Annotated in this window: 25 protein-coding genes; 13 read left to right on the top strand and 12 right to left on the bottom strand. The window is 65.3% G+C overall.

Going from position 1 to position 26040, the window contains the following annotated elements:
* Positions 1-8: 8 nt before the first annotated feature.
* The 4 genes from K410_RS0117105 to K410_RS0117090 all read right to left on the bottom strand — a co-directional run bounded on the left by K410_RS0117105 (position 9) and on the right by K410_RS0117090 (position 2989).
* Positions 9-1229 carry a GGDEF domain-containing protein gene (locus K410_RS0117105; protein ID WP_028136032.1) on the bottom strand — a complete coding sequence of 407 codons (1221 nt, stop codon included), beginning with the start codon at positions 1227-1229 and terminating at the stop codon, positions 9-11.
* Positions 1230-1457: 228 nt separating this feature from the next.
* Entirely contained in the window at positions 1458-1937 is a 480-nt protein-coding gene (rpsI, locus tag K410_RS0117100) for a 30S ribosomal protein S9 (protein ID WP_028136031.1), read from the bottom strand.
* Position 1938: 1 nt separating this feature from the next.
* Positions 1939-2403 carry a 50S ribosomal protein L13 gene (rplM, locus tag K410_RS0117095; protein ID WP_011087726.1) on the bottom strand — a complete coding sequence of 155 codons (465 nt, stop codon included), beginning with the start codon at positions 2401-2403 and terminating at the stop codon, positions 1939-1941.
* A 157-nt stretch (positions 2404-2560) separates the two neighbouring features.
* On the bottom strand, positions 2561-2989 hold the full coding sequence (locus K410_RS0117090) for a PaaI family thioesterase (RefSeq protein ID WP_028136030.1): 429 nt from the start codon (positions 2987-2989) through the stop codon (positions 2561-2563).
* A gap of 85 nt (positions 2990-3074) precedes the next feature.
* Between K410_RS0117090 and K410_RS0117085 the strand changes: the two genes are divergently transcribed.
* The 4 genes from K410_RS0117085 (at position 3075) to K410_RS0117070 (ending at position 6557) form a co-directional block, all read left to right on the top strand.
* A complete protein-coding gene (locus K410_RS0117085; RefSeq protein WP_028136029.1) occupies positions 3075-3899 on the top strand; it encodes an enoyl-CoA hydratase in 825 nt (274 codons plus the stop codon).
* Positions 3900-3999: 100 nt separating this feature from the next.
* Entirely contained in the window at positions 4000-4584 is a 585-nt protein-coding gene (locus K410_RS0117080) for a CoA-binding protein (RefSeq protein ID WP_028136028.1), read from the top strand.
* A gap of 138 nt (positions 4585-4722) precedes the next feature.
* Positions 4723-6003: an O-acetylhomoserine aminocarboxypropyltransferase gene (locus K410_RS0117075; RefSeq protein WP_028136027.1), complete on the top strand. Its 1281-nt coding sequence runs from the start codon at positions 4723-4725 to the stop codon at positions 6001-6003.
* Positions 6004-6221: 218 nt separating this feature from the next.
* Complete coding sequence (locus K410_RS0117070) at positions 6222-6557, top strand: hypothetical protein (RefSeq protein ID WP_028136026.1); 336 nt, start codon at positions 6222-6224, stop codon at positions 6555-6557.
* Between the two features lie 17 nt (positions 6558-6574).
* On the opposite strand, the gene K410_RS0117065 is transcribed toward K410_RS0117070, so the two are convergent.
* A complete protein-coding gene (locus K410_RS0117065) occupies positions 6575-7651 on the bottom strand; it encodes a COX15/CtaA family protein (protein WP_028136025.1) in 1077 nt (358 codons plus the stop codon).
* A gap of 96 nt (positions 7652-7747) precedes the next feature.
* Between K410_RS0117065 and K410_RS0117060 the strand changes: the two genes are divergently transcribed.
* Positions 7748-7969 (top strand): DUF2842 domain-containing protein, encoded by a 222-nt coding sequence (locus K410_RS0117060; protein ID WP_028136024.1) that lies wholly within the window; start codon positions 7748-7750, stop codon positions 7967-7969.
* On the opposite strand, the gene K410_RS0117055 is transcribed toward K410_RS0117060, so the two are convergent.
* A complete protein-coding gene (locus K410_RS0117055) occupies positions 7953-9002 on the bottom strand; it encodes a polysaccharide deacetylase family protein (RefSeq protein WP_028136023.1) in 1050 nt (349 codons plus the stop codon). The two genes, K410_RS0117060 and K410_RS0117055, sit on opposite strands and share 17 nt — an antisense overlap.
* Positions 9003-9149: 147 nt before the next feature.
* Here K410_RS0117055 and K410_RS0117050 point away from each other — a divergent pair, with 147 nt between their 5' ends.
* Positions 9150-10331 (top strand): GNAT family N-acetyltransferase, encoded by a 1182-nt coding sequence (locus K410_RS0117050; protein ID WP_028136022.1) that lies wholly within the window; start codon positions 9150-9152, stop codon positions 10329-10331.
* A gap of 84 nt (positions 10332-10415) precedes the next feature.
* On the opposite strand, the gene K410_RS0117045 is transcribed toward K410_RS0117050, so the two are convergent.
* Complete coding sequence (locus K410_RS0117045) at positions 10416-12716, bottom strand: GumC family protein (RefSeq protein WP_028136021.1); 2301 nt, start codon at positions 12714-12716, stop codon at positions 10416-10418.
* Between the two features lie 203 nt (positions 12717-12919).
* Between K410_RS0117045 and K410_RS0117040 the strand changes: the two genes are divergently transcribed.
* The 3 genes from K410_RS0117040 (at position 12920) to K410_RS0117030 (ending at position 17139) form a co-directional block, all read left to right on the top strand.
* Entirely contained in the window at positions 12920-14053 is a 1134-nt protein-coding gene (locus tag K410_RS0117040) for a glycosyltransferase family 4 protein (protein ID WP_028136020.1), read from the top strand.
* Positions 14054-14171: 118 nt separating this feature from the next.
* Entirely contained in the window at positions 14172-15719 is a 1548-nt protein-coding gene (locus tag K410_RS0117035) for an undecaprenyl-phosphate glucose phosphotransferase (protein WP_028136019.1), read from the top strand.
* Between the two features lie 163 nt (positions 15720-15882).
* The gene (locus tag K410_RS0117030; RefSeq protein WP_028136018.1) at positions 15883-17139 is read left to right on the top strand and encodes an O-antigen ligase family protein; all 1257 of its coding nucleotides are present in this window, start codon (positions 15883-15885) and stop codon (positions 17137-17139) included.
* On the opposite strand, the gene K410_RS0117025 is transcribed toward K410_RS0117030, so the two are convergent.
* Entirely contained in the window at positions 17108-17584 is a 477-nt protein-coding gene (locus K410_RS0117025) for a MarR family winged helix-turn-helix transcriptional regulator (RefSeq protein ID WP_049820270.1), read from the bottom strand. The two genes, K410_RS0117030 and K410_RS0117025, sit on opposite strands and share 32 nt — an antisense overlap.
* 147 nt (positions 17585-17731) lie before the next feature.
* Between K410_RS0117025 and K410_RS0117020 the strand changes: the two genes are divergently transcribed.
* Complete coding sequence (locus K410_RS0117020) at positions 17732-18928, top strand: FAD-dependent monooxygenase (protein WP_028136016.1); 1197 nt, start codon at positions 17732-17734, stop codon at positions 18926-18928.
* A gap of 153 nt (positions 18929-19081) precedes the next feature.
* On the opposite strand, the gene K410_RS0117015 is transcribed toward K410_RS0117020, so the two are convergent.
* From K410_RS0117015 to K410_RS0117005, 3 genes are read right to left on the bottom strand one after another with little or no spacing between them, the layout of a single operon-like run.
* The gene (locus K410_RS0117015) at positions 19082-20260 is read right to left on the bottom strand and encodes a saccharopine dehydrogenase family protein (RefSeq protein WP_028136015.1); all 1179 of its coding nucleotides are present in this window, start codon (positions 20258-20260) and stop codon (positions 19082-19084) included.
* Positions 20261-20269: 9 nt separating this feature from the next.
* A complete protein-coding gene (locus K410_RS0117010) occupies positions 20270-21052 on the bottom strand; it encodes a DUF169 domain-containing protein (protein WP_028136014.1) in 783 nt (260 codons plus the stop codon).
* 56 nt (positions 21053-21108) lie between these two features.
* On the bottom strand, positions 21109-21876 hold the full coding sequence (locus K410_RS0117005; RefSeq protein ID WP_049820066.1) for a YdcF family protein: 768 nt from the start codon (positions 21874-21876) through the stop codon (positions 21109-21111).
* Between the two features lie 167 nt (positions 21877-22043).
* Here K410_RS0117005 and K410_RS0117000 point away from each other — a divergent pair, with 167 nt between their 5' ends.
* The 3 genes from K410_RS0117000 (at position 22044) to K410_RS0116990 (ending at position 23925) form a co-directional block, all read left to right on the top strand.
* The gene (locus tag K410_RS0117000) at positions 22044-22985 is read left to right on the top strand and encodes an acetamidase/formamidase family protein (protein WP_028136012.1); all 942 of its coding nucleotides are present in this window, start codon (positions 22044-22046) and stop codon (positions 22983-22985) included.
* Positions 22986-23184: 199 nt separating this feature from the next.
* Positions 23185-23382 carry a hypothetical protein gene (locus K410_RS0116995; protein ID WP_007603456.1) on the top strand — a complete coding sequence of 66 codons (198 nt, stop codon included), beginning with the start codon at positions 23185-23187 and terminating at the stop codon, positions 23380-23382.
* A 72-nt stretch (positions 23383-23454) separates the two neighbouring features.
* The gene (locus K410_RS0116990; protein WP_028136011.1) at positions 23455-23925 is read left to right on the top strand and encodes a GcrA family cell cycle regulator; all 471 of its coding nucleotides are present in this window, start codon (positions 23455-23457) and stop codon (positions 23923-23925) included.
* A gap of 272 nt (positions 23926-24197) precedes the next feature.
* Here K410_RS0116990 and K410_RS0116985 read toward each other — a convergent pair whose 3' ends face one another.
* On the bottom strand, positions 24198-25685 hold the full coding sequence (locus K410_RS0116985; protein ID WP_028136010.1) for a porin: 1488 nt from the start codon (positions 25683-25685) through the stop codon (positions 24198-24200).
* Between the last annotated feature and the right edge of the window lie 355 nt (positions 25686-26040).

Genomic DNA, 26040 nt, shown 5'->3' with positions numbered 1-26040 from the left:
ACGCCGTCTCAGGCGGTGGCCGGCCGCGCCTGCGATGCGCCGATCCGCGCGGCGCTCTGGCGGCGCCAGTTCTCCAGCGACAACGGCAGCTCCTCCGCCGCCTCGACGCGGTTACGGCCGCCGCGCTTGGCCTGGTAGAGCGCGGTGTCGGCGGACGCCAGCAGCACCTCGAGCTCGGTCCCGGCGGGCCCGCCGGCGACGCCGATGCTGACAGTGGTATCGACCGGACCTTCATCGACCACGACGCCGGAGGTCTCGAACGCCTCGCGCACGCGCTCGGCGACCAGCACGCCCTCCGCCAGCGAGCACGGCAAGAGCGCTGCGAATTCCTCGCCGCCGATGCGGCCCGACAGGTCGGAGATGCGTAGATTGCTGACGACGACGGTCGAGAACAGCTTCAGCATCTCGTCGCCGGCGGGATGGCCGAAGCGGTCGTTGATCGACTTGAAGTGATCGATGTCGAAGATCATCACGGTCACGGGGCGCCCGGCCTTGGCCTCGCGCTCGATCACGCGGCCGCAGGCCTCGGAGAAGCCGCGGCGGTTGAGCATGCCGGTCAGCGGATCGGTGGAAGCCGCGGTCCGGTGCGCGGTCACCGTGCGCTCGGACACCAGCATGAAGATCACGAAGACGGTGCCGACGGCATAGAGGATGAGCTCGACCGCGAATACGGTGACCCAGATGCTGCCGGAGAAGCCCGCATCGTTCGGACGCAGGAAGCTGCCGATCAGGATCGGCAGCATCAACACGCAGCCGTGCATCACTGGCATGACGAAGGCCGGCCAGCGTCGTTGCAGGCTCTTGCGCCGTTCGGTCCAGAGCTCGCTGGCGGTCAGCGCCGCATAGACCGAGACGATGCCGGCACCGACGATCATGCGCAGCATGGATGCTGCCGGATCCAGCAATGTCACGGCGGCGACCCAGGCGAGCGCGCCGAGCACGAGGCCCGGCCAGTTCGGCTTGCGGCCATGGAAGACGCGCGCCGCGTTCCACACCATGCCGCAGGCAACGAAGCCGACGGCATTCAGCGCCAGATAGAGATGCGGGCCGAGCCTGTCGCCGGCGGCGGTCCATAGCGCAACGGATGCGGCACCGAGCAGATAGGCGGTGCCCCACCATTTCAGTGCAGGGCTGTTTTCCTGCCTGCCGAAAAACACCATCATCGCGCCGAGCAATGCGGCAACCATGGTGGCGACCAAATAGAGCGTGATGCTATCGAGCGACATCATGTCGGCCCCCTCTAGAACATAGCAGTACGCGATCGGTAGATCCGATTTGCGCGCCCTTCCGAAGGCGACGCTAGGTCTGGCGAGTTCCATTCAGGTTTTCGCGGGAGGCCAAGTTTTCCGGAAACACGCCATCAATTTGCATACAAACGAACAGCAAAAAGGGCGCTGGAATCAGCGCCCTTTTGCATCTCATTGAAGCCGCTTTCGCAGCGAATGCGGCAGAAGCGATTAACGCTTCGAGAACTGGAAGGAACGGCGGGCCTTGGCCTTGCCGTACTTCTTGCGCTCGACCACGCGGGAGTCGCGGGTCAGGAAGCCGCCCTTCTTGAGCACGCCGCGCAGCTCCGGCTCGAAATAGGTGAGCGCCTTGGAGATGCCGTGACGGACCGCGCCGGCCTGGCCGGACAGGCCGCCGCCGGCGACGGTGCAGATCACGTCGTACTGGCCCGAACGCTGGGCCACCGAGAACGGCTGCTCGATCATCATCCGCAGCACGGGACGGGCGAAGTAGACCTCGACCTCGCGCGAATTGACGGTGACCTTGCCGGCGCCCGGCTTGATCCACACGCGGGCGACCGCGTCCTTGCGCTTGCCGGTGGCATAGGCGCGGTTGAACTTGTCGACCTTCTTCTCGTGCTTGGGCGCGTCGGGCGCGGCCGCCGTCTTGAGCTGCGAGAGCTGGTCGAGCGACTGGATGGATTCGGCCATGTTATGCGGCCCTCGTGTTCTTGCGGTTCAACTTGGCGATGTCGATCTTCTCGGGCTGCTGCGCCTCGTGCGGATGATCGGCCCCCCCGTAGACACGCAGGTTGCCCATCTGCACGCGACCGAGCGGGCCACGCGGAATCATGCGCTCGACGGCCTTCTCGAGCACGCGCTCGGGATGCTTGCCCTCGAGGATCTGGCGCGCGGTGCGCTCCTTGACGTGGCCGACATAGCCGGTGTGCTTGTAATAGGTCTTCTGCTCGCGTTTGCGACCGGTGAGGACCGCATGCTGCGCGTTGATGATGATGACGTTGTCGCCACAATCGACGTGCGGGGTGTAGGTCGGGAGGTGCTTGCCGCGCAGGCGCATGGCGACGATGGTGGCGAGACGGCCGACGACCAGACCCTTGGCGTCGATCAGCACCCACTTCTTCGTCACCTCAGCCGGCTTTGCCGAAAAGGTTTTCATGTCAGAGTTTCCGTGGACGGGGAGCATCGGCGCGAACACCGCACCGGACTGCGCGGGTTCTAGAGAAGAGACGCGCCACGGTCAATGCCAAGCGACGCAAATTACTCGTGCAATATCAAGTGCTTATAAATATGGTGCTATATTACCTGCAAAAAGCTCAAACATTTGGAATGGAATAGGTCGAGGTGACATGGGCGATCGGATCTGGCGAGGTGCCGGACAACAGCTTCACTTCCCCGACCGCCAGCCGCTTGCCGAGCTTGAGCAGCCGCGCCTCGGCCAGCACGTCCTGGCCGGGCTGGCCCTTGCGCAGGAAGTTGATGTTGAGATTGGTGGTCACGGCGAGCCCGACCGGCCCGATCGCGGACAGCAGCACCACGTACATGGCGAAATCGGCCAGCGCCATCAGCGTCGGACCGGACACGGTGCCGCCGGGCCGCAGCATCCTTTCGCTGTAACGCTGCCGCAGGAGGCAGGTCTGGCCGTCGGCGCTTTCGATGGTGATGTCGTCGCCGCTGAAGGCCTGGGGAAACTCGAGACGGAGGAACTGCTCGACCTCTGCCACGCTCAATTTCGCTAACGCCATGCTGTTCCCCACCCTCGCTTCACTTGTCCTGTTACATTAAGTTATCTGCGTCATTCAAATGCAATAATCCAACGGAAACGCTTCGATGTCCGTCCAGGCCGCCCGCGCCCCCTCCCCGCAACCGCCGATCCTGCTGCGCGAGAGCGCAGGTCCCATCGCGGTCCTGACGCTGAACCGCCCGGCCGCGCGCAACAGCCTGTCGGCCGCGATGATAGCCAGCCTGCATGCACAGCTCGACGATATCCGCGACGACAAGGCGGTCCGCGGCGTCGTGATCGCCGCCGCCGGTTCCGCCTTCTCGGCCGGCCACGACATGAAGGAGCTCACCGCGCGCCGCACCGATCCCGATCGCGGCCGCGCCTTCTTCGCCGAGATGATGAATGCCTGCAGCGCCATGATGCAGGCCATCGTGCATCTGCCGAAGCCCGTGGTCGCGGCCGTCCAGGGCATCGCGACCGCGGCCGGCTGCCAGCTGGTTGCCAGTTGCGATCTTGCGATCGCATCGGAGGACGCGAAGTTCGCCACGCCCGGCGTCGATATCGGCCTGTTCTGCTCGACGCCGATGGTGGCGCTGTCGCGCAACGTCCCGCGCAAGCAGGCCATGGAGATGCTGCTGACGGGCGAGCCCGTCACCGCCGGGCGCGCCCGCGAGATCGGCCTCGTCAACCGCGTGGTGCCGGCCGGCACCGAGCTCGGTGCCGCGATCGAGCTCGCGCAACAGGTCGCGCTGAAATCCGCCTACACCGTCAAGCTCGGCAAGGAGGCTTTCTACCGTCAGGCCGAGATGAGCCTTGCGAACGCCTATCGCTATGCGGCAGAGGTGATGACCGAGAACATGATGGCGCGCGACGCCGAGGAAGGCATCGGCGCCTTCATCGAGAAGCGCAAGCCGACATGGCGGGATGAGTGACCCCGTCATTGCGAGCGCAACGAAGCAATCCAGAATCTCTCCGCGGTGACAGTCTGGATTGCTTCGCTGCGCTCGCAATGACAACAAGAAAAGACGAGTGATGAACCACGACTCCTATCCGGACAATTACATCCGCGGCATCCTCAACGGCGTGAAGTCGATCGCGATGGTCGGCGCCTCGCCCGTCAACGTGCGGCCGAGCTATTTCGCGTTCAAATATCTGGCGCAGCGCGGCTACGACATGATCCCGGTCAATCCGGGCCATGTCGGCAAGGAGCTGCTCGGAAAACCCTTTGTCGCCTCGCTCTCGGACATCGGGCGTCCCATCGACATGATCGACATCTTTCGCAACTCCAGCCACATCATGCCCGTGGTCGAAGAGGCGCTCACGCTCGATCCGCTGCCGAAGGTGATCTGGATGCAGCTCGGCGCGCGGGACGATGCCGCGGCGGCGAAGGCGGAATCGGTCGGTATCAAGGTGGTGATGAATCGCTGCCCCAAGATCGAATATGGCCGCCTGTCGTCGGAGATCTCCTGGATGGGCGTGAATTCGCGCACGCTGAGCTCCAAGCGCGCGCCGGCACCGACGCAAGGCATGCGGCTCTCCCTCAATCGGATGAGCGTCGGCGGCGGCGACACCGCGGCATCCGATCGGGCCGCCAAGAACAAGAGCGAGCAAAGCTGACGCAATCGCGACGGATTCGTTTCGCGAACGCGGCAATGCGTAGCAAGATCATTCCGAACTGACGTGGCGCCTTGACGGCGAGCGCGGCGCCCATCAGCATGCCGCGCGATTTCAGGCCACAAGAACAGGACGCCCTCAATGAGCGATCGCCTTCCGGGATTTTCAACTCTCGCCGTGCATGCCGGTGCACAGCCCGACCCCACCACCGGCGCGCGCGCGACCCCGATTTATCAAACCACCTCGTTCGTCTTCAACGACGCCGACCATGCCGCCTCGCTGTTCGGCCTGCAGGCCTTCGGCAACATCTATACCCGCATCGGCAACCCCACCAATGCCGTGCTGGAAGAGCGTGTCGCCGCGCTCGAAGGCGGCACGGCCGCGCTGGCGGTGGCCTCGGGCCATGCCGCGCAGGTCGTGGTGCTGCAACAATTGCTGCAGCCAGGCGACGAGTTCATCGCCGCGCGAAAGCTCTATGGCGGCTCGATCAACCAATTCACGCACGCCTTCAAGAGCTTCGGCTGGAACGTGGTGTGGGCCGATCCCGACGATATCGAAAGCTTCGAGCGCGCAGTGACGCCGCGCACCAAGGCGATCTTCATCGAATCCATCGCCAATCCCGCCGGCAGCATCACCGACATCGAGGCGATCTCGACGGTGGCGCGCAAGGCGGGCGTGCCGCTGATCGTCGACAACACGCTGGCCTCGCCCTACCTCATTCGTCCGATCGACCACGGCGCCGACATCGTCGTGCACTCGCTGACGAAATTCCTGGGCGGCCACGGCAATTCGCTCGGTGGCATCATCGTCGATGCCGGCACCTTCGACTGGTCCACCGGCGGCAAATATCCCATGCTGTCGGAGCCGCGGCCGGAATATCACGGCATCCGCCTGCAGGAGACCTTCGGCAATTTCGCCTTCGCGATCGCCTGCCGCGTGCTCGGCCTGCGGGATCTCGGCCCCGCGCTGTCGCCCTTCAATGCCTTCATGATCCTGACCGGCATCGAGACCTTGCCTTTGCGCATGCAGAAGCACTGCGACAATGCCAAAGCGGTCGCCGAATTCCTCGCGGGGCATCCGGCGGTGGCCTCGGTCAATTATGCCGGCCTGCCGAGCGACAAGTACCACCCGCTCGCGCGCAAATACGCGCCGAAGGGTGCGGGCGCCGTGTTCACCTTCAGCCTGAAGGGCGGCTATGACGCCGGCGTCAACCTGGTGTCGAAGCTGCAGCTGTTCTCGCACCTCGCCAATGTCGGCGACACCCGCTCGCTGGTGATCCACCCCGCCTCGACCACCCACAGCCAGCTCGACGACGCCGCCAAGACCAAGTCCGGTGCCGGCCCCGACGTGGTGCGGCTCTCGGTCGGCATCGAGGACAAGGAAGACCTGATCGCGGATCTGGAGCAGGCGCTGGGGGCGTAGTCACTGTCGTTCCGGGGCGCGCGTAGCGCGAACCTCAGGTGCGCAATTGCGCATCGGGGAACCTCGATCTTGTCTGATCCAGCTCGAGATTCCGGGTTCGGTGCTTCGCACCGCCCCGGAATGACGGCGGCCGCTTTGGCCGTCGTCAGTTAACAGTCATTAACCACATCTGCCCCATACATCGTCCTTGGATCGCCCCTTTTGATTCGGAGCCGATGATGCTGCGCTGGATGGTACCTGCTCTTGCGGCGATGCTGACGGTTTCAGGCGCGCTCGCCGCCGACTTGCCGGCGACGCCGAAGCGGCGGGCCGCCGCGCCGCCGCCGCAGGTCTATGTCGAGACCGACCCGGACGCGCTGATCTCGCCGGCCTATGGCATCGGCAGCTACATCCGCAACCTGCCGGGCACCCCGCTCCTGCCCGGCTCCCACACGCTGCCCGGCTATTACGGGCGTCCCTGGAGCTACGACTACCAGGGCGCGTATTACGGCGGGAAGCAGGTCGATTATTTCTGGCGCCTGCCCTATGCGTGCGGCGTGTACGGCTATTGCTAATCAGCCGGCCGATGTGATCAGCCGGCCTGACCGAGCGGAACCGCACGCGGCTGCGCATGCGTCTGCTGGCGCGAGGCGAGCCGTTCCACCTGCATCACCGCAAGCGTGAGCACTGCAATCGCGACCGCCTGGTGCGACAGCGCAAGGTCGATCGGCACCTGGTTGAGCAGCGTGAGGATGCCGAGCACCGCCTGCACGCTCACCGCGGCGAGCAGCCACAGCGCACCGCCCGCGGCCGCGCCCGCGCGCACGGCGTCGATGGCGTGCAGCAACGCCAGCACGAACAGCGCATAGGCGGTCATGCGGTGCTCGAACTGCACCGTCAAGACATTGTCGAACATGTTGCGCCACCACGGCGTCTCGAACCACAGCCGCTCGGCCGAGGGAATGAACGCGCCGTCGATCTGCGGCCAGGTGTTGTAGGCGCGCCCGGCGCGCAAGCCCGCGACCAGCGCTCCGAAATAGATCTGCACCAGGGTCACGGCCAGCAGCAGCACGCTCGTGAACCGCAGCCGCGCCGGTGCTGCGATCTGCGGCCGCTCCTCGAGCCGCCGCACCGTCCAGACGATGCCGGCGAAGATCAGCAGCGCGAGCAGCAGATGTGTCGCCAGGCGATATTGCGACACCTCGGTGCGGCCCGCCAGGCCCGAGGCGACCATCCACCAGCCCACCGCGCCCTGGAGCCCGCCGAGCGCGAACAGCAGCCACAGCCGGCGCTTCAACTCACCGGACAGACCGCCGCGCCACAGGAAGAACAGGAACGGCAACAGATAGGCGACGCCGATGAAGCGGCCGAGCAAGCGGTGACTCCACTCCCACCAGAAGATCTCCTTGAACTCGGACAGGCTCATGCCGGCATTGAGTTCGCGATATTGCGGGATCTTCTTGTAGGCCTCGAACGCCTCGGTCCACTGCGCCTCCGACAGCGGCGGCACGCTGCCGGTGACCGGCTTCCACTCGACGATCGAAAGGCCGGATTCCGTCAGCCGGGTCGCGCCGCCCACCAGCACCATCAACGCGATCAGCGCGGCGACGGAGATCAGCCACCAGCGCACGGCGCGATGCGGATTGTCTGGAACGGAATTCGTCGTCATGTCAGGGGTTGAAACCAGGGCTTGAACCGGACTGCGTGCCCCTTATAGTCCCCCGCTCCCGCAGCGCAAGTTACGCGACAACGGCAAGCTCACGTCATGACGATCCGCACCCGCAAGTTCCTCGGCGCCATCCTGCTCCTGGTGCTGGCTACGGTCTGGGCCCTGCTCGGCATGGCCGCGGCGCAGATGCCGTGGATCGCCGAGTCCGGCTGGCGGCAGGCGATCTACTACGTGGTCGTCGGGATCGGCTGGGTGCTGCCGGCGATGCCGATCGTGAGCTGGATGCAGCGTCCCGACCGCGTCAAGTCTGGCCGGTAGTGCTGCCGGTCGGTTTCACCGGCGCAAAGACAGCGCCCGACACCAGGACCCGCAACATCCGCAGCGAGCGCACACGGCCGTCCCAGGCGATCCGCGGCAGCGCGCGCAAATTGGTCCGGCCCTCCGCATCCACGATGCCCGCGATGGTCGACACCGCGCTGACGAAGCCGGCCTCCTCCGCCATGATGACGTGACTGCGCCGGAACGAGGCGCGATCACCGAACGGAAAGGCGAAATGCCCGACCTCGCGGCCGAAGGCCGCTTCCGCAACGGCCTTGCCCATCGTCATCTCCCGCAGCGCCGCGCCGTCCTTCATGTTGGCGAGAACGGGATAGTTCACGGTCGCGCTGCCGATCGTGACGAGCGGATCGGCTGCGAGCTTCGCCAGATCCTCCCAATCCATCGACGCCTCGCGCGAGAGCGCGGCAAGATCGATCCGGTAGCGCGTGCAGAGATCGGCGACCGCCGCCGCCAGATCCGCCGGCGGCAGCGAGCGCAACCAGCTCTCGATATGCGAGAACAGCGCCTGCTTCTCGGCGGGTTCGGTGACGACGAAGCGCTGCTCCTTCTCGCCCATCATCAGGCTGATGCGGCTCTCGCGCGCGATCACCTGTTCGAGCCCGCGCCACCAGGCCTGTCCGACGCCGTCGGGAAACGCGGTCGGCACGTAGACCGTGAAGGGCACCGCGTGACGTGCCAGCACCGGATAGGCAAACTCGATGAGATCCTTGGGCGCGCCGTCGAAGGTGAGCGCCACGAAGCGCCGCGGCTCCGGCAACGTCACTGCGCGCCGGCAGACCTCGTCCATGCCGAGAAAATCGTAACCCCAGCGCTTCAGCGCGCCAATGGCGCGGTCGAGAAATTGCGGCGTGATCTCGTGCGCGCGCAGCGGCTGAAACCCGCCGCGCCGCCGCGGCCGCACCCGTTCCAAGCGCAGGATGGCGCCGGCACCGCGGCTGCCCAGCGCGGCCCGGCCCGTCAACCAGGCCAGCTCGAGGCGCAGCCGTTCCAGCCATCTGCCGTCGGAGGCCAATATCCCCACCCCAGGCATCCCCACCCCTTGACGCCCTCGAGGCGTTCGTTCCCGCTCCCCTGTCCTTACCCTTTGTTGACCTTTCTTTGCAAAGGTCGGCCACAGGCCGATTGACGTCTATTTCTGATTTCTCGACAGGTTTCGCGAATGACCATGGCTGCGGCGATGCAAAGCCGGACGGCAGAAGCGCCAGCGCGGTCGAAAGCGAGCCGTATCGCGCAGGTCGACATCGTCACCGATCTCGACGCCGCCGAGGCGGTCTGGCGCAGCTTCGAGGAGCCCGGCCATCTCTTCACGCCCTATCAGCGCTTCGATCTGCTGAGCCCCTGGCAGCGGCTGGTCGGCACGCATGAGGGCGCGCGCCCGTTCGTGGTGATCGCCCATGACGCCGATCACAATCCGCTGCTGCTGCTGCCGCTCTCGCTGCGCCAAAGTCACGGCGTGCGCACGGCCAGCTTCATGGGTGGCAAGCATACGACCTTCAACATGGGCCTGTGGGACGCCGCCTGCGCCGCGCAGACCAATGCCGCCGATCTCGAGGCGCTGCTGGTGCCGCTGCGCCAGCACATCGACGTGCTCGCGCTGACGCAGCAGCCGCTGCGCTGGCACGACCAGCCGAACCCGTTTGCGCTGCTGCCGCGACAGAGTGCCATCAACGGCTGTCCGCGGCTGGTGATGGAGCCGGGCGGGCCGACGGCATCGCGGATCAGCAACTCGCTTCGCCGCCGTCTCAAGAGCAAGGAAAAGAAGCTCCAGGCGCTCGCCGGCTATCGCTACCACCTGGCCACCACCGACGCCGACATTATCCGCCTGCTCGACTGGTTTTTTCGCGTCAAGCCGGTACGGATGGCGGAGCAGAAGCTCCCGAACGTCTTTGCCGAGCCCGGCGTCGAACAGTTCGTCCGCAGTGCCTGCCTTGCGCCGCGCGGCGAAGGCCGGGTCATCGACATCCATGCGCTCGAATGCGACGACGAGGTGATCGCGATCTTCGCCGGCGTCGCCGACGGCGAGCGCTTCTCGATGATGTTCAACACCTACACGATGTCCGAGCACGCCCGCTACAGTCCCGGCCTGATCCTGATGCGCTACATCATCGACCGCTACGGCGAGCACGGCTACCGCTCGCTCGACCTCGGCATCGGCTCGGACGAGTACAAGCGGATGTTCTGCAAGGACGACGAAGACATCTTCGACAGCTTCGTCCCGCTGACCTCGCGCGGAACACTCGCCGCGATGGCGATGTCGTCGCTGAGCCGCGGCAAGCGCCTGGTGAAGCAGAACCAGATGCTGTTCGACCTGGCCCGCCGGCTGCGGCAGGCGTTCGGGTAACGGGCTGTCCCCACGCCTCTAACAAATTGCGAAGCTATCTCTTACTCTCCCCTGGAGGGCCCCTCAAGGGGAGGGTAAGCACACCTACGCCGCCACCACGCGCGGCGCTTCCGCCGCGTTCGACGGCTGCACCGGCTTGGTCAGCATCGTCACCTCGCTGAAGCCGACCGCTTTCAGCTGCTCGCACATCAACGTGCGCGCATCGCTCGCCATCGACGCATCGGGCACCACGACGGCGCGGGCATGCGCCGTCAGCAGCTCGGCCGGAAGATCAGAAGCGCTGCCGGCATCGATCAGCACGTGATCATAGGCGCGCAGCAGCGCGTCGATGGCGAGCATCACCCGCGGCGATTGCAGCAGGCTGCGGTCGAAGCCGGGACGGCCGGCCATGACCAGATGCAGCCGCGACAGCTTGTCTCGGGTGATCACTTGCGCAAACGAGGCCTCGCCCTGCATCAGCTCGGCAAGGCCCGGCGCCGACGCATCGACGGACAACGCGGCGATCGTCGGCGAGGACGCGGCGAGATCGACCACCACGACACGCGCCTCGCGCGCCAGATACCGTGCCAGCGTCAACGTCGACAGCGTGATGGATTCTCCCGAGGCGGTGCCGAGCACGGTGACCTTCTTCGCGGCCGCGCCGGCGGCGAGCAGGTCCTCGGCCAGACGTTCGATCTCGGTGAATTCGGTAACGTCGCTATCAGTCGCCATCTCCGGCTGGAGCGGCGCGGGCTCGGCCACAACGGGCTCGATGCCGGGATCGAAGGCCGGCTCGGCGGCCGGTCGGACCGTCGGCTCTTGCCGCACCGCCGCCTGGGCCGGGAAAACCGCCGCCACTGCGCGCGGCGCGGTCTGGCGCAACAGCTCGCCGGTGACGACGACGCCGGACGAGAGCAACAGCGTCGCGATCGTCGCGATCAGCACGATCGGCAGCTTCTTCGGGTAGGCCGGCGTGTTCGAGACGATGGCACGCGAGATGATGCGGCCGTCGGTCGGCGCGGTGTCGATGGTCTCGCGGGTGTTGGCCTCGCGGTACTTGGCGAGATAGGTCTCGAGCAGATCGCGCTGCGCTTTGGCCTCGCGCTCGAGCGCGCGGAGCTGGACGTCCTGGCCGTTGGTCGAGGCCGCCTGCTTCTTGAGCTGCTCCAGGCTCACGATCAGGCCGTCGACCCGGCCACCGGCGATCCGCGCGTCGTTCTCCAGCGAGCGCGAGATCTTGCTGGCTTCGTCGCGGATCTGGGTGTCGAGATCGCCCAATTGGGCTTTCAATTCCTTGATGCGCGGATGGTTGCCGAGCAAGGTCGAGGATTGCTCGGCAAGCTGGGCACGCAGCGTCACGCGTTGCTCCGACAGCCGCCGCACCAGTTCGGAGTTCAGCACCTCCGACGCCTCGATCGGCTTGCCGCTCTGGAGCATCTCCTTGATCAGCCGCGCCTTGGATTCCGCATCCGCCTTCATCGAGCGCGCATTGTTGAGCTGCGTGTTGACCTCGCCCATCTGCTGGTTCGACAGCGTGGTGTTGTTGGTGCCGATGAACAGGCTCGACTTGGAACGGAAGTCCTCGACCCTGGCCTCGGCGTCCGACACCTTCTTGCGCAGATTCTCGATCTCCCCGGCGAGCCACTGGCTGGCGTTCTTGGCCTGCTCCTGGCGGACCGCCTGCTGCAGCACGAGATAGCCGTCGGCGATCGAGTTGGCGACGCGCGCCGCAAGCTCGGGATCGGCGGATTGGAATTCGACCACGATCACGCGCGACTTGTCGACGGCATAGGCTTGCAGACGTTCGTAATAGGCATCGAGCACACGCTCTTCCGGCGTCATCGCGAACGGATCGCGGACGATACCGATCAGCGCGGCCAGCGATTTCAGCGGCGAGATGCCTTGCAAGACCGGGTCGAACTCGGGACGCTCGGCAAGCTTGTTCTTCTTGATGATCTCGCGCGCGAGATCGCGCGACAGCACCAGTTGCACCTGGCTGGTGACGGCCTCGGCATCGAGCGCCTGGCGCTCCTCGGTGCGGTCGCTGTTCGGGCGCAGGAATACGTTCTCGCGGCCGTCGATCAGGATGCGCGATTCGGACTTGTAACGCGGCGTGACGAGACTGACGGCGGCAATCGAGGCGACGAGCGCCAGCACCGTCGGCACGACGATCCAGCCACGCTTGCGCGCCAATGCCGCGCCGAGCGCGTGCAGGTCGATGTCGCCGGATTCGACTTGCGCCTGCTTCGTGACGATCGGCGCAGGCGCTGCTTCAATCCTGGGCTCGGCCTTGACTTCAGCCTTCTCGGCCTTCTCGGCCTTGGGCGCGACGTCGGCCTTGGGCTTCGACACGGCCCGCGCGACCACCGCCTTGTCCTTGCCGGCACGCCAGAACGCTAAACGCATCGAACACTCCCGCAGGGGCAACGCCACCAAGTTACCTCAACCGGGGCGATTACACTCCATTAAGGTTGCCGCTGGGTTAATCGCGGCGTCGGCGACGGCCGCACGCGCGCTCGTCACCGTTTGTTAACCACGAGGGCTCTTAATCCGTCTCGATACTTCCAAGGAATTGTTCGGCATTCGCCGTCGAGCGCTGGTTTTGATGCATGCCCCCCTCTCCTGACCGGCCGCTTCGTATTCTCCACGCCGTGCGCGCTCCGGTCGGCGGCATCTTCCGCCACATCCTCGACGTCGCCAACGGCCAGGTCGACCGCGGCCATCATGTCGGCATTCTCGCCGACAGCCTGACCGGCGGCGAGCGTGCCGACAAGGCCCTTGCCGAGCTCGCACCGCGGCTGAAGCTCGGCGTGCACCGGCTCGCGATCCGCCGCGAACCCTCCCCGGACGACGTGCTGGTGTGGCTTCGCATGCGGCGCCTGATCGCCACGCTGAAGCCCGACGTCATGCACGGCCATGGCGCCAAGGCCGGCGCCTTCATCCGGATGCGGCGCCGCTCCGACGACACCATCCGCATCTACACCCCGCACGGCGGCTCGCTGCATTATCCGCTCAACACCCTCAAGGGCGAGTTCTACGCGCGGCTGGAGCGCGCGCTGATGGATTCGACCGACCTGTTCCTGTTCGAGAGCGCGTTCGCCCGCGACACCTATCAACGCATCGTCGGCACGCCCAAGGGCGTGGTGCGTTGCGTCTTCAACGGCGTCACGCCCGAGGAGTTCGAGCCTGTCGTGACCGCCGACGATGCCACCGACCTCTGCTATGTCGGCGAGTTCAGGCACATCAAGGGTGCGGATCTCCTGGTCGATGCCGTGGCGCGCCTGCACGAGGGCGGCAAGAAGGTCACCTTGACGCTCGGCGGCGATGGCGAGGAAACGGCGGCGCTGAAGGCGCAGGTGGAAACGCTCGGCCTCACCCACGCGATCCGCTTCATCGGCCACGTCAAGGCGCGCTACGGCTTCTCCAAGGGGCGGCTCCTCGTCGTTCCCTCGCGCGGCGATTCCATGCCTTATGTCGTGATCGAAGCGGGCGCTGCCGGCATCCCGATGATCGCGTCCAGAATCGGCGGCATCCCCGAAATCTTCGGCGCCGACAGCCCCGCTCTGTTCGCGCCGAGCAATCCCGAGGCCATGGCGGAAGCGATCGCCGCGGCGCTGGACGATCCGCAAACCACCGCGCAGCGCGCCGTCACCCTGCGCGGGCGCATCTCCGCGCATTTCTCGCAAACCGCGATGGTCGACGGCGTGCTCGCCGGCTATCGCGACGCACTTGCCAATCATTAACCATCCTTAAGCGCCGCTTTAGAGAATCTTCCGATTTGTTCGATAATCGAAAGTCCAGGGGATGCTCGCCCGGGCGCTGAACGCCGTGCCGCGGGCTTTGGAATGGACGTGGACGCCCGTGGAACCGCTCAACGCACGCTCGATGCTCGACGCCGCGGCCAGCGCTGCGGCGAAGCCCGCTGACCAATCTTTCGTCGAGCGCCGTCGCCGACTCTCGCCCGCAGCGCTCGAAGTCGTCAACCAGAAGGTCGCCCGCGCCTATTCGCCGATCGTGATAGCCGGCTTCGTCCGCCTCGCCGACTTCGCGCTGCTGTGCCTGGTCGGCATCACGCTCTATGTCGGCTATGTGATGCCGCTCTCCGGCTTCAGCTGGCTCTATCCTGCGGAGGTCGTCGCCGTCGCGGTCGCCGCCGTGGTCTGCTTCCAGGCCGCCGACATCTATCAGGTCCAGCTGTTCCGAGGACAGCTCCGGCAGATGACGCGGATGATCTCGTCGTGGTCGTTCGTCTTCCTGCTGTTCATCGGCATTTCCTTCTTCGCCAAGTACGGCAGCGAAATCTCCCGGCTGTGGCTGGCCGCCTTCTACGTCCTCGGGCTCGCCGCGCTGATCGCCGAGCGCCTGCTGCTGCGCTCGCTGGTGCGCGGCTGGGCGCGCCAGGGCCGGCTCGACCGCCGCACCATCATCGTCGGCTCCGACAGCAACGGCGAGCAGCTGGTCGAAGCGCTGAAGGCGCAGGAGGATTCCGACATCCACGTGCTCGGCGTGTTCGACGACCGCAACGACAGCCGTGCGCTCGACACCTGCGCCGGGGCGCGCAAGCTCGGCAAGGTCGACGACATCGTCGAGTTCGCCCGCCGCACCCGCGTCGATCTCGTGCTGTTCGCGCTGCCGATCTCGGCGGAGACGCGCATCCTGGAGATGCTGAAGAAGCTCTGGGTGCTGCCGGTCGACATCCGCCTCTCCGCGCACACCAACAAGCTGCGCTTCCGCCCGCGCTCCTATTCCTATCTCGGCGAGGTGCCGACGCTCGACGTGTTCGAGGCGCCGATCACCGATTGGGACCTGGTGATGAAATGGCTGTTCGACCGCGTCGTCGGCAGCCTCGCGCTGCTCGCGGCGCTGCCGGTGATGGGCCTCGTCGCGCTCGCGGTGAAGCTCGACAGCCCGGGACCGGTGCTGTTCCGCCAGAAGCGCTTCGGCTTCAACAACGAGCGCATCGACGTCTACAAATTCCGCTCGATGTACCATCATCAGGCCGACCCGACCGCATCGAAGGTCGTGACCAAGAACGACCCGCGCGTCACCCGCGTCGGCCGCTTCATCCGCAAGACCAGCCTCGACGAGCTGCCGCAGCTCTTCAACGTGGTGTTTGCAGGCAATCTCTCGCTGGTCGGCCCGCGGCCGCATGCGGTGCAGGGCAAGCTGCAGAGCCGGCTGTTCGATGAGGCCGTCGACGGCTATTTCGCGCGCCACCGCGTCAAGCCGGGCATCACCGGCTGGGCCCAGATCAACGGCTGGCGCGGCGAGATCGACAACGAAGAGAAGATTCAGAAGCGCGTCGAGTTCGACCTCTATTACATCGAGAACTGGTCGGTGCTGTTCGACCTCTACATTCTCCTGAAGACGCCGATCTCGCTGCTGACCAAGAACGAGAATGCGTATTGAGTTGAGTCTCTCAGTCATGCCCCGGCTTGACCGGGGCATCCAGTACGCCGCGGCGGTAGTGATTTTCAACAATCGGCGCCGCGGATTACTGGATCGCCCGGTCAAGCCGGGCGATGACAGCGGCGATTGTGGCGTACGAGTTGCGTAAGCGTATGAGCATGTGATGGCGTATGCGGCGACAGCCGATGGAGTGAAACTGTCCGCACCGGCCGCGCCCGGTGTGCTGGCGCTGCAGCGCGCGCTGGTGTGGCTGGTCGGCGCCTCCGGCGCGGTCGTCTTCATCGAGCCGAGCCCCTACGAGATCGCGACGCTGCTCGCCACGGTCATTTTCTTCGCCACCGGCCTGCGCTTGCGGCTCGCGCTGATGCCGCTGGTGCTGATGCTGGTGCTGCTCAATGTCGGCTACACCATCAGCGCGATTCCGCTGTACGAGCAGCCGGAGGTGGTGAGCTGGATCGCGACCTCCTGGTACATGGCGGTGACCGTGGTGTTCTTTGCCATGGTGATGTCCGAGGACACCGCGGCCCGGCTCGACATGCTCCGCCGCGGGCTCGTGGTCGGCGCGATGGTGGCTTCGCTCCTGGCGGTCGCCGGCTATTTCCACCTGGTGCCTGGCGGCAACGACCTCCTCACGCTCTATGGGCGCGCGCGCGGCACGTTCAAGGACCCCAACGTGCTCGGCGCCTTCCTGATCCTGCCGGCGCTGTTTGCGCTGCAGAGCGTGGTTTCGGACAAGCTGGCAAAGGCGGTCCGCAACGTCATCGCCTTCGCCATCATGTCGCTGGCGATCCTGCTCGCCTTCTCGCGCGCCGCCTGGGGCGGCCTCGTGCTGACCTCGGCCTTCATGCTGGCGCTGATGGTGCTGACCGGCCGCACCAACGCACAGCGCTCGCGCATCATCATCATGGCGATCGTGGCCGCGGTGCTAGGGCTGGCGCTGATCGCGGTGCTGCTGTCATTCGACGCCACCGCCGAGATGTTCAAGCAGCGCGCAAGCTTCGGCCAGAGCTATGACGAAGGCCGCTTCGGCCGGTTCGGCCGTCACATCCTCGGTGCGGAGATGGCGCTCGGCCTGCCGTTCGGCATCGGTCCCCTGCAATTCCACCGCTTCTTTCCCGAGGACACCCACAACTCCTATCTCAACGCCTTCATGTCCGGCGGCTGGCTGTCCGGCGTGTGCTATCCCGCGCTGGTCTTCACCACCGTGATCATGGGCCTCCGACACGTCTTCGTGCGGGTCCCCTGGCAGCGGGCCTATCTCGCGGTCTTCTCCGCCTTCCTCGGCACCGTCGGCGAAAGCTTCGTGATCGACACCGACCACTGGCGGCACTTCTGGATGATGCTGGGCGCGATGTGGGGCATGATCGCGGCCGCACAGATCTACAAGATCAGGGCTGACGACGACGCGTCTTCAGCTTGAGCGCGGGCCGCTTTTCCGGTGGCGTGTCGAGTAGACCCTTCAGCGCCTCCGTCGCCGCGAGCACGCCCTTGTAGCCCTCATTGGCGAAACGCAGCAGCAGGCGCAATTCCTCGTCTGAGTAAGCCGCCAATACCTTTTCCATCGCCTGCTGCATCGGCACGTAGAACTTGCCGACCTTCATCGCCGCCTCCGGCACGACGGCGATGAAGACCTTGCGGCGATCTTTGTCGTCGCGCTCGCGGCGCACCAGACCGGCCTTCTCGAGCCGGTCGACCACGCCGGTGATGGCGCCGGTCGTCAGGCCCGTGACCTCGGCGAGCCTGCCTGCGGTGACGCGACCTTCGAGATAGAGGATGTCCATGCATTCGAGGTCGGAATTGGCAATTCCGGCAACGTTGGCAACAGTTTGCCCGTAGAGCACGCCCTGCGCGGACGACCGGCGCATCGCCTCCTCGAGCTCCTGCAACAGCGCCGCGCGCGCCTTCGTCCTTGACAAGGTCGGCCTCATATCTTAGTCGATATATATCTTAGCTGCTAAGAGATTTAGCGGCCGTAATTTCTCCTAGCACCACGGAAACGTCGGGAGCAAGCCATGTCCTATCGTCCCCGCAAGGCGCTGATCATCGGCGCCGGCATCGCCGGGCCCGTGGCCGCGATCCTGCTGCGGCGCGCCGGCATCGAATCCGCGATCTACGAGGCTTGGCCCTATTCGAAGGGCGTCGGCGGCGGCCTTCAGATCGCGCCGAACGGCATGCAGGTGATGGACGAGATCGGGTTGGCGAACGAGCTGACCAGCCGCGGCTCGGTCGCCGAGGCCTTCGACTTCTATTCTCAAGGCGGCCAGAAGCTCGGCTCGATCAACCGCGACATGGCGCGGCGCTTCGGCCAGCCGGCCGTCAACATTTCCCGTGCGACGCTGAACGAGATCCTGATCGACAAGGCCTGGTGCGCTTGCGTCTCGCTCTATTTCGAGAAGCGCCTGATCAAGATCGAGGATCGCGGCGACCAGCCGATCATCGCCTACTTTGCCGACGGCACCACCGCCGAAGGTGACTTCCTGATCGGCGCCGACGGCGTCCATTCCGTCACGCGTCGCCAGGTCGTGCCCGATGGGCCGCAGCCGTTCGACACCGGACTGATCGGCTTTGGCGGCTTCGTGCCGCACGCTGTCCTCAACGGCCGGTCGATCGGCCGCCACGTCGAGACCACCTTCGGCCAGAGCGGCTTCTTCGGCTACGGCTATTGCAGTCCGGATCCGAACGATGGCGTGATGTGGTGGAGCACCCAGCCCGCGCGCGGCATGGACGCGGCAATGTTTCGCGCCCTCGACCGCGCGACGTTGAAGCAGCACCTGCGCGAATTCCATCGCAGCTGGCACGATCCGATCCCCGCGATCATCGAGGCCGCCGAGAACATCGTGGTCACCGACACGCTCGACGTCGCGACCTTGCCGGCCTGGTCACGCAAGCGCTCGCTGCTGATCGGGGACGCCGCGCACGCGACCAGCCCGCATGCCGGCCAGGGCGCCTCGCTGGCGCTGGAAGATGCGATGCGGCTCGCCCGCCTGATGAAGGAGGGTCAGGAGCTCGGCGCCATCTTCCAGGCCTTCGAAGTCGAGCGCCGCCCGCGCACGGAAAAGATCGTCGCCATCGCTCGCCGCAACGGCAACAACAAGCGCGAGTTCAGTGCCACCGGCGCGTGGGTCAGAAATCAGATGCTGAAATGGCTGCTGCCGCTGGGCTCGAAGAGCATGGAGTTCATGTACGCGTATGACGCGCGGACGGTGTAGCGGCAACTGACGCTGTCATGCCTCGGCTTGACCGGGGTCCAGTACGTCGCGGCGGATGTGGCAAGAGTGAGCTCTCCAACGCCGGTCTCTGGAATACTGGATCGCCCGGTCAAAGCCGGGCGATGACAACGCAGGTGTGGCGCGCGACTGCGCCTACTTCTCCACCCTGAACGTCAGCCCCGCATTGTCCTGCAGCCGCTTGATCAGCTTGTGCTGCATCGCTGCGCCCGGCGTCCAGAAGCCGCCCGCAACATCGGTCGCATCGCGCAGCAGGCAGATCGCGCATTCGGAGATCATCTTGGAGGTCGAGCCGTAGCCGGGATCGCGGTCGCCGGTGACGCCGGCGCGGACCTGGCGTCCGTCCGGCGCGATCGCGACGTAGAGCAGATTGAACAGACCGTTCTCGCGCTCTTCCTTCGACGGCCCCTCGCCCGGCTTCGGCGCGTTCGGACCGGTCTTCTCGGCATTGGCTGCCATCACGCGCTTGGCGTTGGCCTCGCCCTTCTCGCCGGGACCGGTCAGGACCATCTCGTCGTAGACGAAGTCCTTGCCGTAGGGAAAGCCCATCAGCATGTTGGAACGATGGACGTTACGGGTGTTGATCAGCGCCATCATGAACGGCGCCGTCCAGGATTGCAGATCCTCCTCGTAAGCTGCCCTGTTGCCCTTGGGCTGCTTCGGGCCGACGAACCCCGGCGTCAGCGCAAAATGATCGTTGAGGATGGCGACGAGGCTGAGATCCTTGGCGACGGCATCGAAGGTCGCTTTCGCACTTGCCGCTGTGCCGCCCGACAGCGTGCCGCGCATGTCGCGCACGCGGCCCTTCACGCGCGCAGCCGGCGCGCCGAACACGCGCCTGGCTTCTTCCTGCACGAAGAAGGTGCCGAGTTCGAACGGCACGGAGTCATAGCCGCAGGAGAACACGATGCGCGCACCGCTCGCCTTGGCCGCCGCCTCGTACTTGTCGATCATCTGCCGCATCCAGACCGGCTCGCCGCAGAGATCGAAATAATCCACACCCGCAGCGACGCAGGCCGCCAGCAGGTCCTCGCCATAGAACTGATACGGCCCGACCGTCGTGATCACCGACTTCGTCTGCGCCACCATCGCCTTCAGCGACGCCGCGTCCGACGCATCCGCCACGATCAGCGGCGTATCGGCGGGCGCGCCGATGGCATCGCGCACCGATTTCAGCTTGTCGAGGCTGCGGCCGGCCATCGCCCATGCCAGGGACTTGTCGTCCTTGTAATGCGCCGCCAGATATTCGGCGACGAGCTGGCCGGTGAAACCGGTCGCACCGTAGATGACGATGTCGAATTTCGCAGAGCTCATGCTCGTCCCTTACTTTTTCGCGTAACTCACGCCCATGCCGGCGCGGACGTCGCTTTGTATGCCATAGGGCGGGATCGGATAGCGCAGGCCGTTCTTCGCCAGCGCCTTCATGCCCTCGATCGCCTTGGCGAGATGCGCGGGCTTCAAGGCCATCAGCATCTCCTCGTCCGGCACGCCGCCATAGCGCCGTTCGGCATAGCATGGCAAGGACAGGCTGGGCTCCCCGGTCTTGAGCGCCCGCCCCCAGGAATCGGCGCAGGCGGTCTCGCCGACCACGCCCCATTCGAACTTCTTGTAGCCGATATATTGCAGCCCGTTGATCAGGATGATCATTTGCCCGGGCGTCGCGTAGACGAGGCAGATGTCGGGCGGGTCGAGCCGGCCGCTCGCGAGCGGACTGACGGCGAGCGCCTGATATTGTCCGAACGGAACCACGTCCAGCGCCTCCTGGCGTTTGCGCGCGTCCTCTGCCGTGCCGTGCCAGACCCCGACATAGTTTTCGCCGGCGAGCCATTTGTCATCCTGCGGGCTAAGCCCGATCACCGCGCGGCACTGGGCACCGACGAGATCGTCGGCGGTGATGCCGACGGTCCAGCCCAGCCGCGCCGCCATGCTGACGATCTGATCAGTGGTGTGGATCGCGTTCGGCCGCCGGATTTTCGGGATCGTCTCCATTTCTGCGACCGTTGCGAACAGCTTCATGCCGATCACATTGGTCTTCAGCCGCAGCAGGCTGTTGAGGTCGGCGACGAGGCCGGCAAGATCGATGCGGTCTGCACTGTGCTGTTGCATGGCTTCCTCCGGCCGCAGCGATCGCGCGCCGCGTGTTCTTGTTGTGCGGTCTCGTTCTAGTCCTTCGCAGGTCCCGGAAGCAACTCGCCGGTCCTGCCCATCAGGCGGTAGGCGACGAGGCCGATCCACTCACGGACGGCCACCTCGGTCCGTCGCAGCCCGTCCGCTGCCATGTTGGTGAAGGAGAACAGATCGTCACGTCCGCCCATCCGCCAGTCGACCGGATAGGCCTCGACGTCAAACCCGGCCTTGCGGAAGATTCCGACCGAACGCGGCATGTGGAAGGCCGACGTCACCAGCAGCCAGCGCTCGCCCGGCTTCGGCGTCACCAGCTGCTTGGTGAAGACCGCGTTCTCCCAGGTGTTCCGCGAATTGCGCTCGAGGATCAGACGCTCTTTCGCGATGCCCAGGTTCTCCAGGATCGGCGCGGAATAGTCAGCTTCCCTGGCATCCTTGGAGACGAGATTCGCGCTGCCTCCGGTAAACACGATGCGCGCCTTCGGATAGCGGCGCGCGAGCTCGGCCGGCGCGAACAGACGATCGGCGGCGTGCGCGACGACGGGCGTGCGATGCGCCGCCGACAGATCGGTGTCGACCGAGCCGCCGAGCACGATGACGCCGTCGGGCGCCCCGCGCGAGCCGTCCCACGCCGGAAAGCGCGATTCCAGCGGATAGATCAGGAGATTGCCGAGCGGCGAGAACGCCGCCAGCGCCAGCAGCACCAGCGTGGTTACGGCCAGCCTGCGGCCGAGCGCGGCATAGCGTGTCGCCATCAGCACCAGCGAGACGATGCCGAGCTCGACCAGAAGGTTGATCGGCAGCAGCGCGGTACCGATTGTCTTGGACAGAACGAAAAACAGGGGAGCCTCGCGGGAATGAGCTGGCCGGTCTGCGCGGGGCTTGACCTGCCCGGCGATCTTCAGACAGCTTCTTGAAAGAGGATCGATCGCCGGGTCAAGCCCGGCCTGATCACAGCGAGCGGACGCGGCAAATGACCCATCACCACCTGCATTCGAGCCCCAAGACCTGCCATTGGGGCTTCTTCGAAGCCGCGCTGAAGCCCGTTCTCACCATCAGAAGCGGCGACGAAGTGACGGTCGACACCATCAGCGGCGGTCCGGACATGCTGCCCGACCGCGACAAGTTTCACATTCCACCCGAAATGTTCGAGGTCCATGCCAGCAACGAGCGCATGCTGCCCGGCCACATTCTCACCGGCCCGATCGCGGTCGAAAGCGCCGAGCCCGGCGACGTGCTCGCGGTCGAGATCCTCGACGTTCAGCTTCGGCAGGATTGGGGCTGGAACATGATCAAGCCGCTGGCCGGCACCCTGCCCGACGATTTCCACGAGACGCGAATCCTGAACATCCCGCTCGACCGAACCAGGATGACCGGCCGCATGCCGTGGGGCCTCGACCTGCCGCTCAAGCCGTTCTTCGGCGTGATGGGCGTATCGCCGCCGCCAGCCTGGGGACGCATCTCCTCGCTGATCCCGCGCGCCATGGGCGGCAATCTCGACAACAAGGAGCTAGGTGCGGGCGCGACGCTCTATCTGCCGGTGTTCGTGCCCGGCGCGATGTTCTCCTGCGGCGACGGCCACGGCGTGCAGGGCGACGGCGAGGTGTGCGTCACCGCGATCGAGACCGCGCTGCAGGGCCGCTTCCGCCTGACGCTGCGCAAGGATCTCAGGTTCGACTATCCGCGCGCCGAGACGGCGACCCACTACATGACCATGGCGATGGACCCCGACCTCGACCAATGCGTGGTGCGCGCGCTGCGGGACATGATCGCGCTGCTCGGCGAGAGGCGAAACCTGTCGCGCGAGGATGCCTACACGCTGTGCAGCCTCGCCGCCGACCTCAGGGTGACCCAGACCGTCAACGGCGCCAAGGGCATCCATTGCATGATCGAAAAGGCCATCGTGCACGGCTAGCCAAGCAGCCCTTCCTCGACCTGTTGAAGCCCGACGCCGCCCGGCCTGCCGCGCGGCGCGCTGCGTCATGAGCAATTTCCGGAGCGATTCCAATATGCTGGGCGTCAAGCAAAGCCTGTATTTGACTTCCACCCCCGAACCTAAATAGAGTCTTAATCGTTACTTTTATGTACCCGAGTAAGAGGCTAGCGTTCGGGCCATGGCCACCGAAAAAGCCGAGACTGACCGCATTCCCGTAACCCTGGCGCTCTCGACCATCACCTACCTGGAGAAGCTGGTGAGACAGGGCACCCACGGCACCAGTGTTCCCGGCGTCGCTCGTACCTTGATCGAGGAAGGCATCCGTCTCGCCATCAAGGACGGACTTCTGTCGATCCGCGACAATGGCAGGACCTGAGCGCGCTCGGGGCATGAGGCGGACGGATCTCGCGGCGGGCGGCCGGCACCTGCAACCTGGGACCGTTTACAAATGCCTGTTCTCTCACCCACTTGGACCGACGAACGCATCGAGCTTCTGAAGCGGCACTTCGAGGCCGGCCTCTCCTGCCGCGAGATCGCCGCCGATATCGGCGTCAGCCGCAATGCCGTGATCGGCAAGCTGTCCCGCCTCAACCTGACGCGCGGCCGCACCGGCGATGAGCGCAAGGTTCAGGACAGAGGCGCGGCGCGGACGAAGGCCGTGCCGCGCCTGCAATATCAGATGCTCGCCACGATCTATGGCGACACCGACGCTCCCGTCGCCACCGGGCCGATCGACGAGGCCAATCGTTGTTCGCTGCTGGAGCTGGCCGAGAATCGCTGCCGCTGGCCGATCTCGACGCCGGGCGCCGAGGATTTCTGCTTCTGCGGCAATTCCGCGCCCGACGGCCAGCCTTATTGCGCCGGCCACAGCCGCCTCGCCTACCGGCCGCCTGTGCGCGCCCGCGCGATACGCAGCTGACATTGCGCCCATCGCGACAACAAAAAACCTCCGGCGGGGCATCGCCGGAGGTTTCTGGAGGCTTAGCATCAAGCTAAGAGCCGCAACTTTCGTATTTGGCTGAGAGGTATATAGCTTAGTAACTCAAGTAAGTAAATAAGTTTGATGTCATTGAATCGCATGGCTCTCCTTCGCGATCCGCAGCGGCCATTCGATTTTCCGAAACCATTGCCCATGAAAAAAACCCGGCGGTTTCCCGCCGGGGTTCTCCGATCGATTGGCGCGATCGATGATCAGAAGTTCCGCTGAGCGCGCAGCAGCATGCTCACCGAGTTCTGGTCCTTCAGCTCGTACACGGCCGCCGGCTTCGCAGCCGAGGCAATGCCCGGGCTGTTGATTGCGCCCGAGTACTTCTGGTCCAGACGGGACCAGCTCACATCGGCCGTGAACGCCAGGCCCTTGACTGGGGTCCACACCGTGTTCGCACCGACCACCGCGAAGTTGAAGTCCGGATTACACGTTGAACCGGCCACGGCGATCGCAGCGAAGTTGGTGCAGATCAGGGCCTTGCCCGAATCGCCATACTTCAGCTGGGCATAGCCACCGTAGACTCCGCTCGCCCAGTTCGGGCTCCAGTTGTGGGTGTAGCCACCACGGAAGCCCCAGGTCTTGACGGTATCGATGCCGGTACCCGTTCCGAACACGCCGTCAGCAAGACCCGCGAAGCCGGTGCTCTGATACGCGCCGTTGCTGCTGCCGCTGAACATGAAGAAGCTCTGCGGGAACAGGCTCTGGAAGTTGTAGCGAGTCGCACCGTCGGTGTAGACGGCCTGCAGGTTGATGGCGTCACCCGCGCCGGTCGGGATGTTCTTGATCGACAAGGCACCCGCCACGGCCCAGCCCCACTTGTCGGAGGGATGACCGGTGGCTTCATTCGCGCCGTAATAGGCGGAATGGATGTCATGCGCGGCAACCGACAGCTGAGCCAGACCCCAGGCCTGATCGACACGGACCTGACCGATGATGTCGGGCGAACGCGTGCCGCCCCAGGCGTTGGCACCATAGACGCCGGTCACGAACTGTGCCGCCGTACCCGACGACACATTCCAGAGGTTCGACTGACCATTGTTCGCCGACGTCTCGTCCTGCAGCGCGAACGAAGCAGTGATGCCCTGGCCGAAGTCAGCCGTGTAGGCAACCTGGTTGACGCCGTTGACGTGGTTGGAGCCGCCCGGAATGGTATCGGGGCCGCCCGCCATATAGCTCTGCCAGGGAGCGTCGAAGATCGAGACGGTGCGGCCGAAAGTGAAGCCGGCGAACTGGATGAACGCGTGGTAGAGAGCGAGCGAAGCCGCACTGGTCGAAACCGATGACGGGCTGCTGCCGGTGACGTTCGTGGTGTCGTAGCTGACGACCAGGTCGGCGTAGGTGCGAACAACGCCGTATTCGGTCGCAGTGCGGGTATCGACGTTGAAGTCCAGACGAGCGCGGCTGTAGTAGTAGTTGGTCAGACGGTTGTTCGACCCGCCGTTCGCGCTGCCCGAGCTGTTCGCGAAGCCATAGGCGCCGCCGCCGCCGAGGATCATATCGGCGCGGATGTAACCACCCAGCTTGATGCAGGTGTCGGTGCCCGGCATGTAGTAGAATCCGGCGCCGTAGAGCGAGCAGATCCTCACGTATTCGACCGCCTTGGCCTTCACGGGCAGATCAGCCGCCTGAGCTCCACCGACGGCGATCAGTCCCGCCGCAGTGCCGAGCAAAAGGCTCTTCACCATTCTCATTTAAAACCTCCAAGTTGCTCATTTTACGGAGACTGGACCGTGAGGCCCCCCAGATCCCCGTCTCTCCAAATCCGCCCGGCCACTTTGCGCTTTCGGACACACTCGCTTTCGACGCGAGGGACGTGAGCGAACCGCCTGCAACGGGACGATCGAGTACCCCCCACCGCCACGAGCAACATATCTGCGTCAAACAACTACTCAAAATACTTTATCTAGTAAGCTTTGTGGTTTCACTAACTGTGTGCCCCGCGCGCAACACAAGCGGGCCGACCGATCTGCTGAGCTGATCATATTTGTAATTTTCGTGACGAAATTACCCTGCTCTGCACTTGCGTCAGAGCAGGCCTGCGTGGAC

The organism is Bradyrhizobium sp. 22 (assembly GCF_000482425.1).
Classification (GTDB): domain Bacteria; phylum Pseudomonadota; class Alphaproteobacteria; order Rhizobiales; family Xanthobacteraceae; genus Bradyrhizobium; species Bradyrhizobium japonicum_B.
The sequence above is the reverse complement of the archived record's forward strand: the minus strand, read 5'-3'. Positions and strand labels throughout refer to the sequence as shown.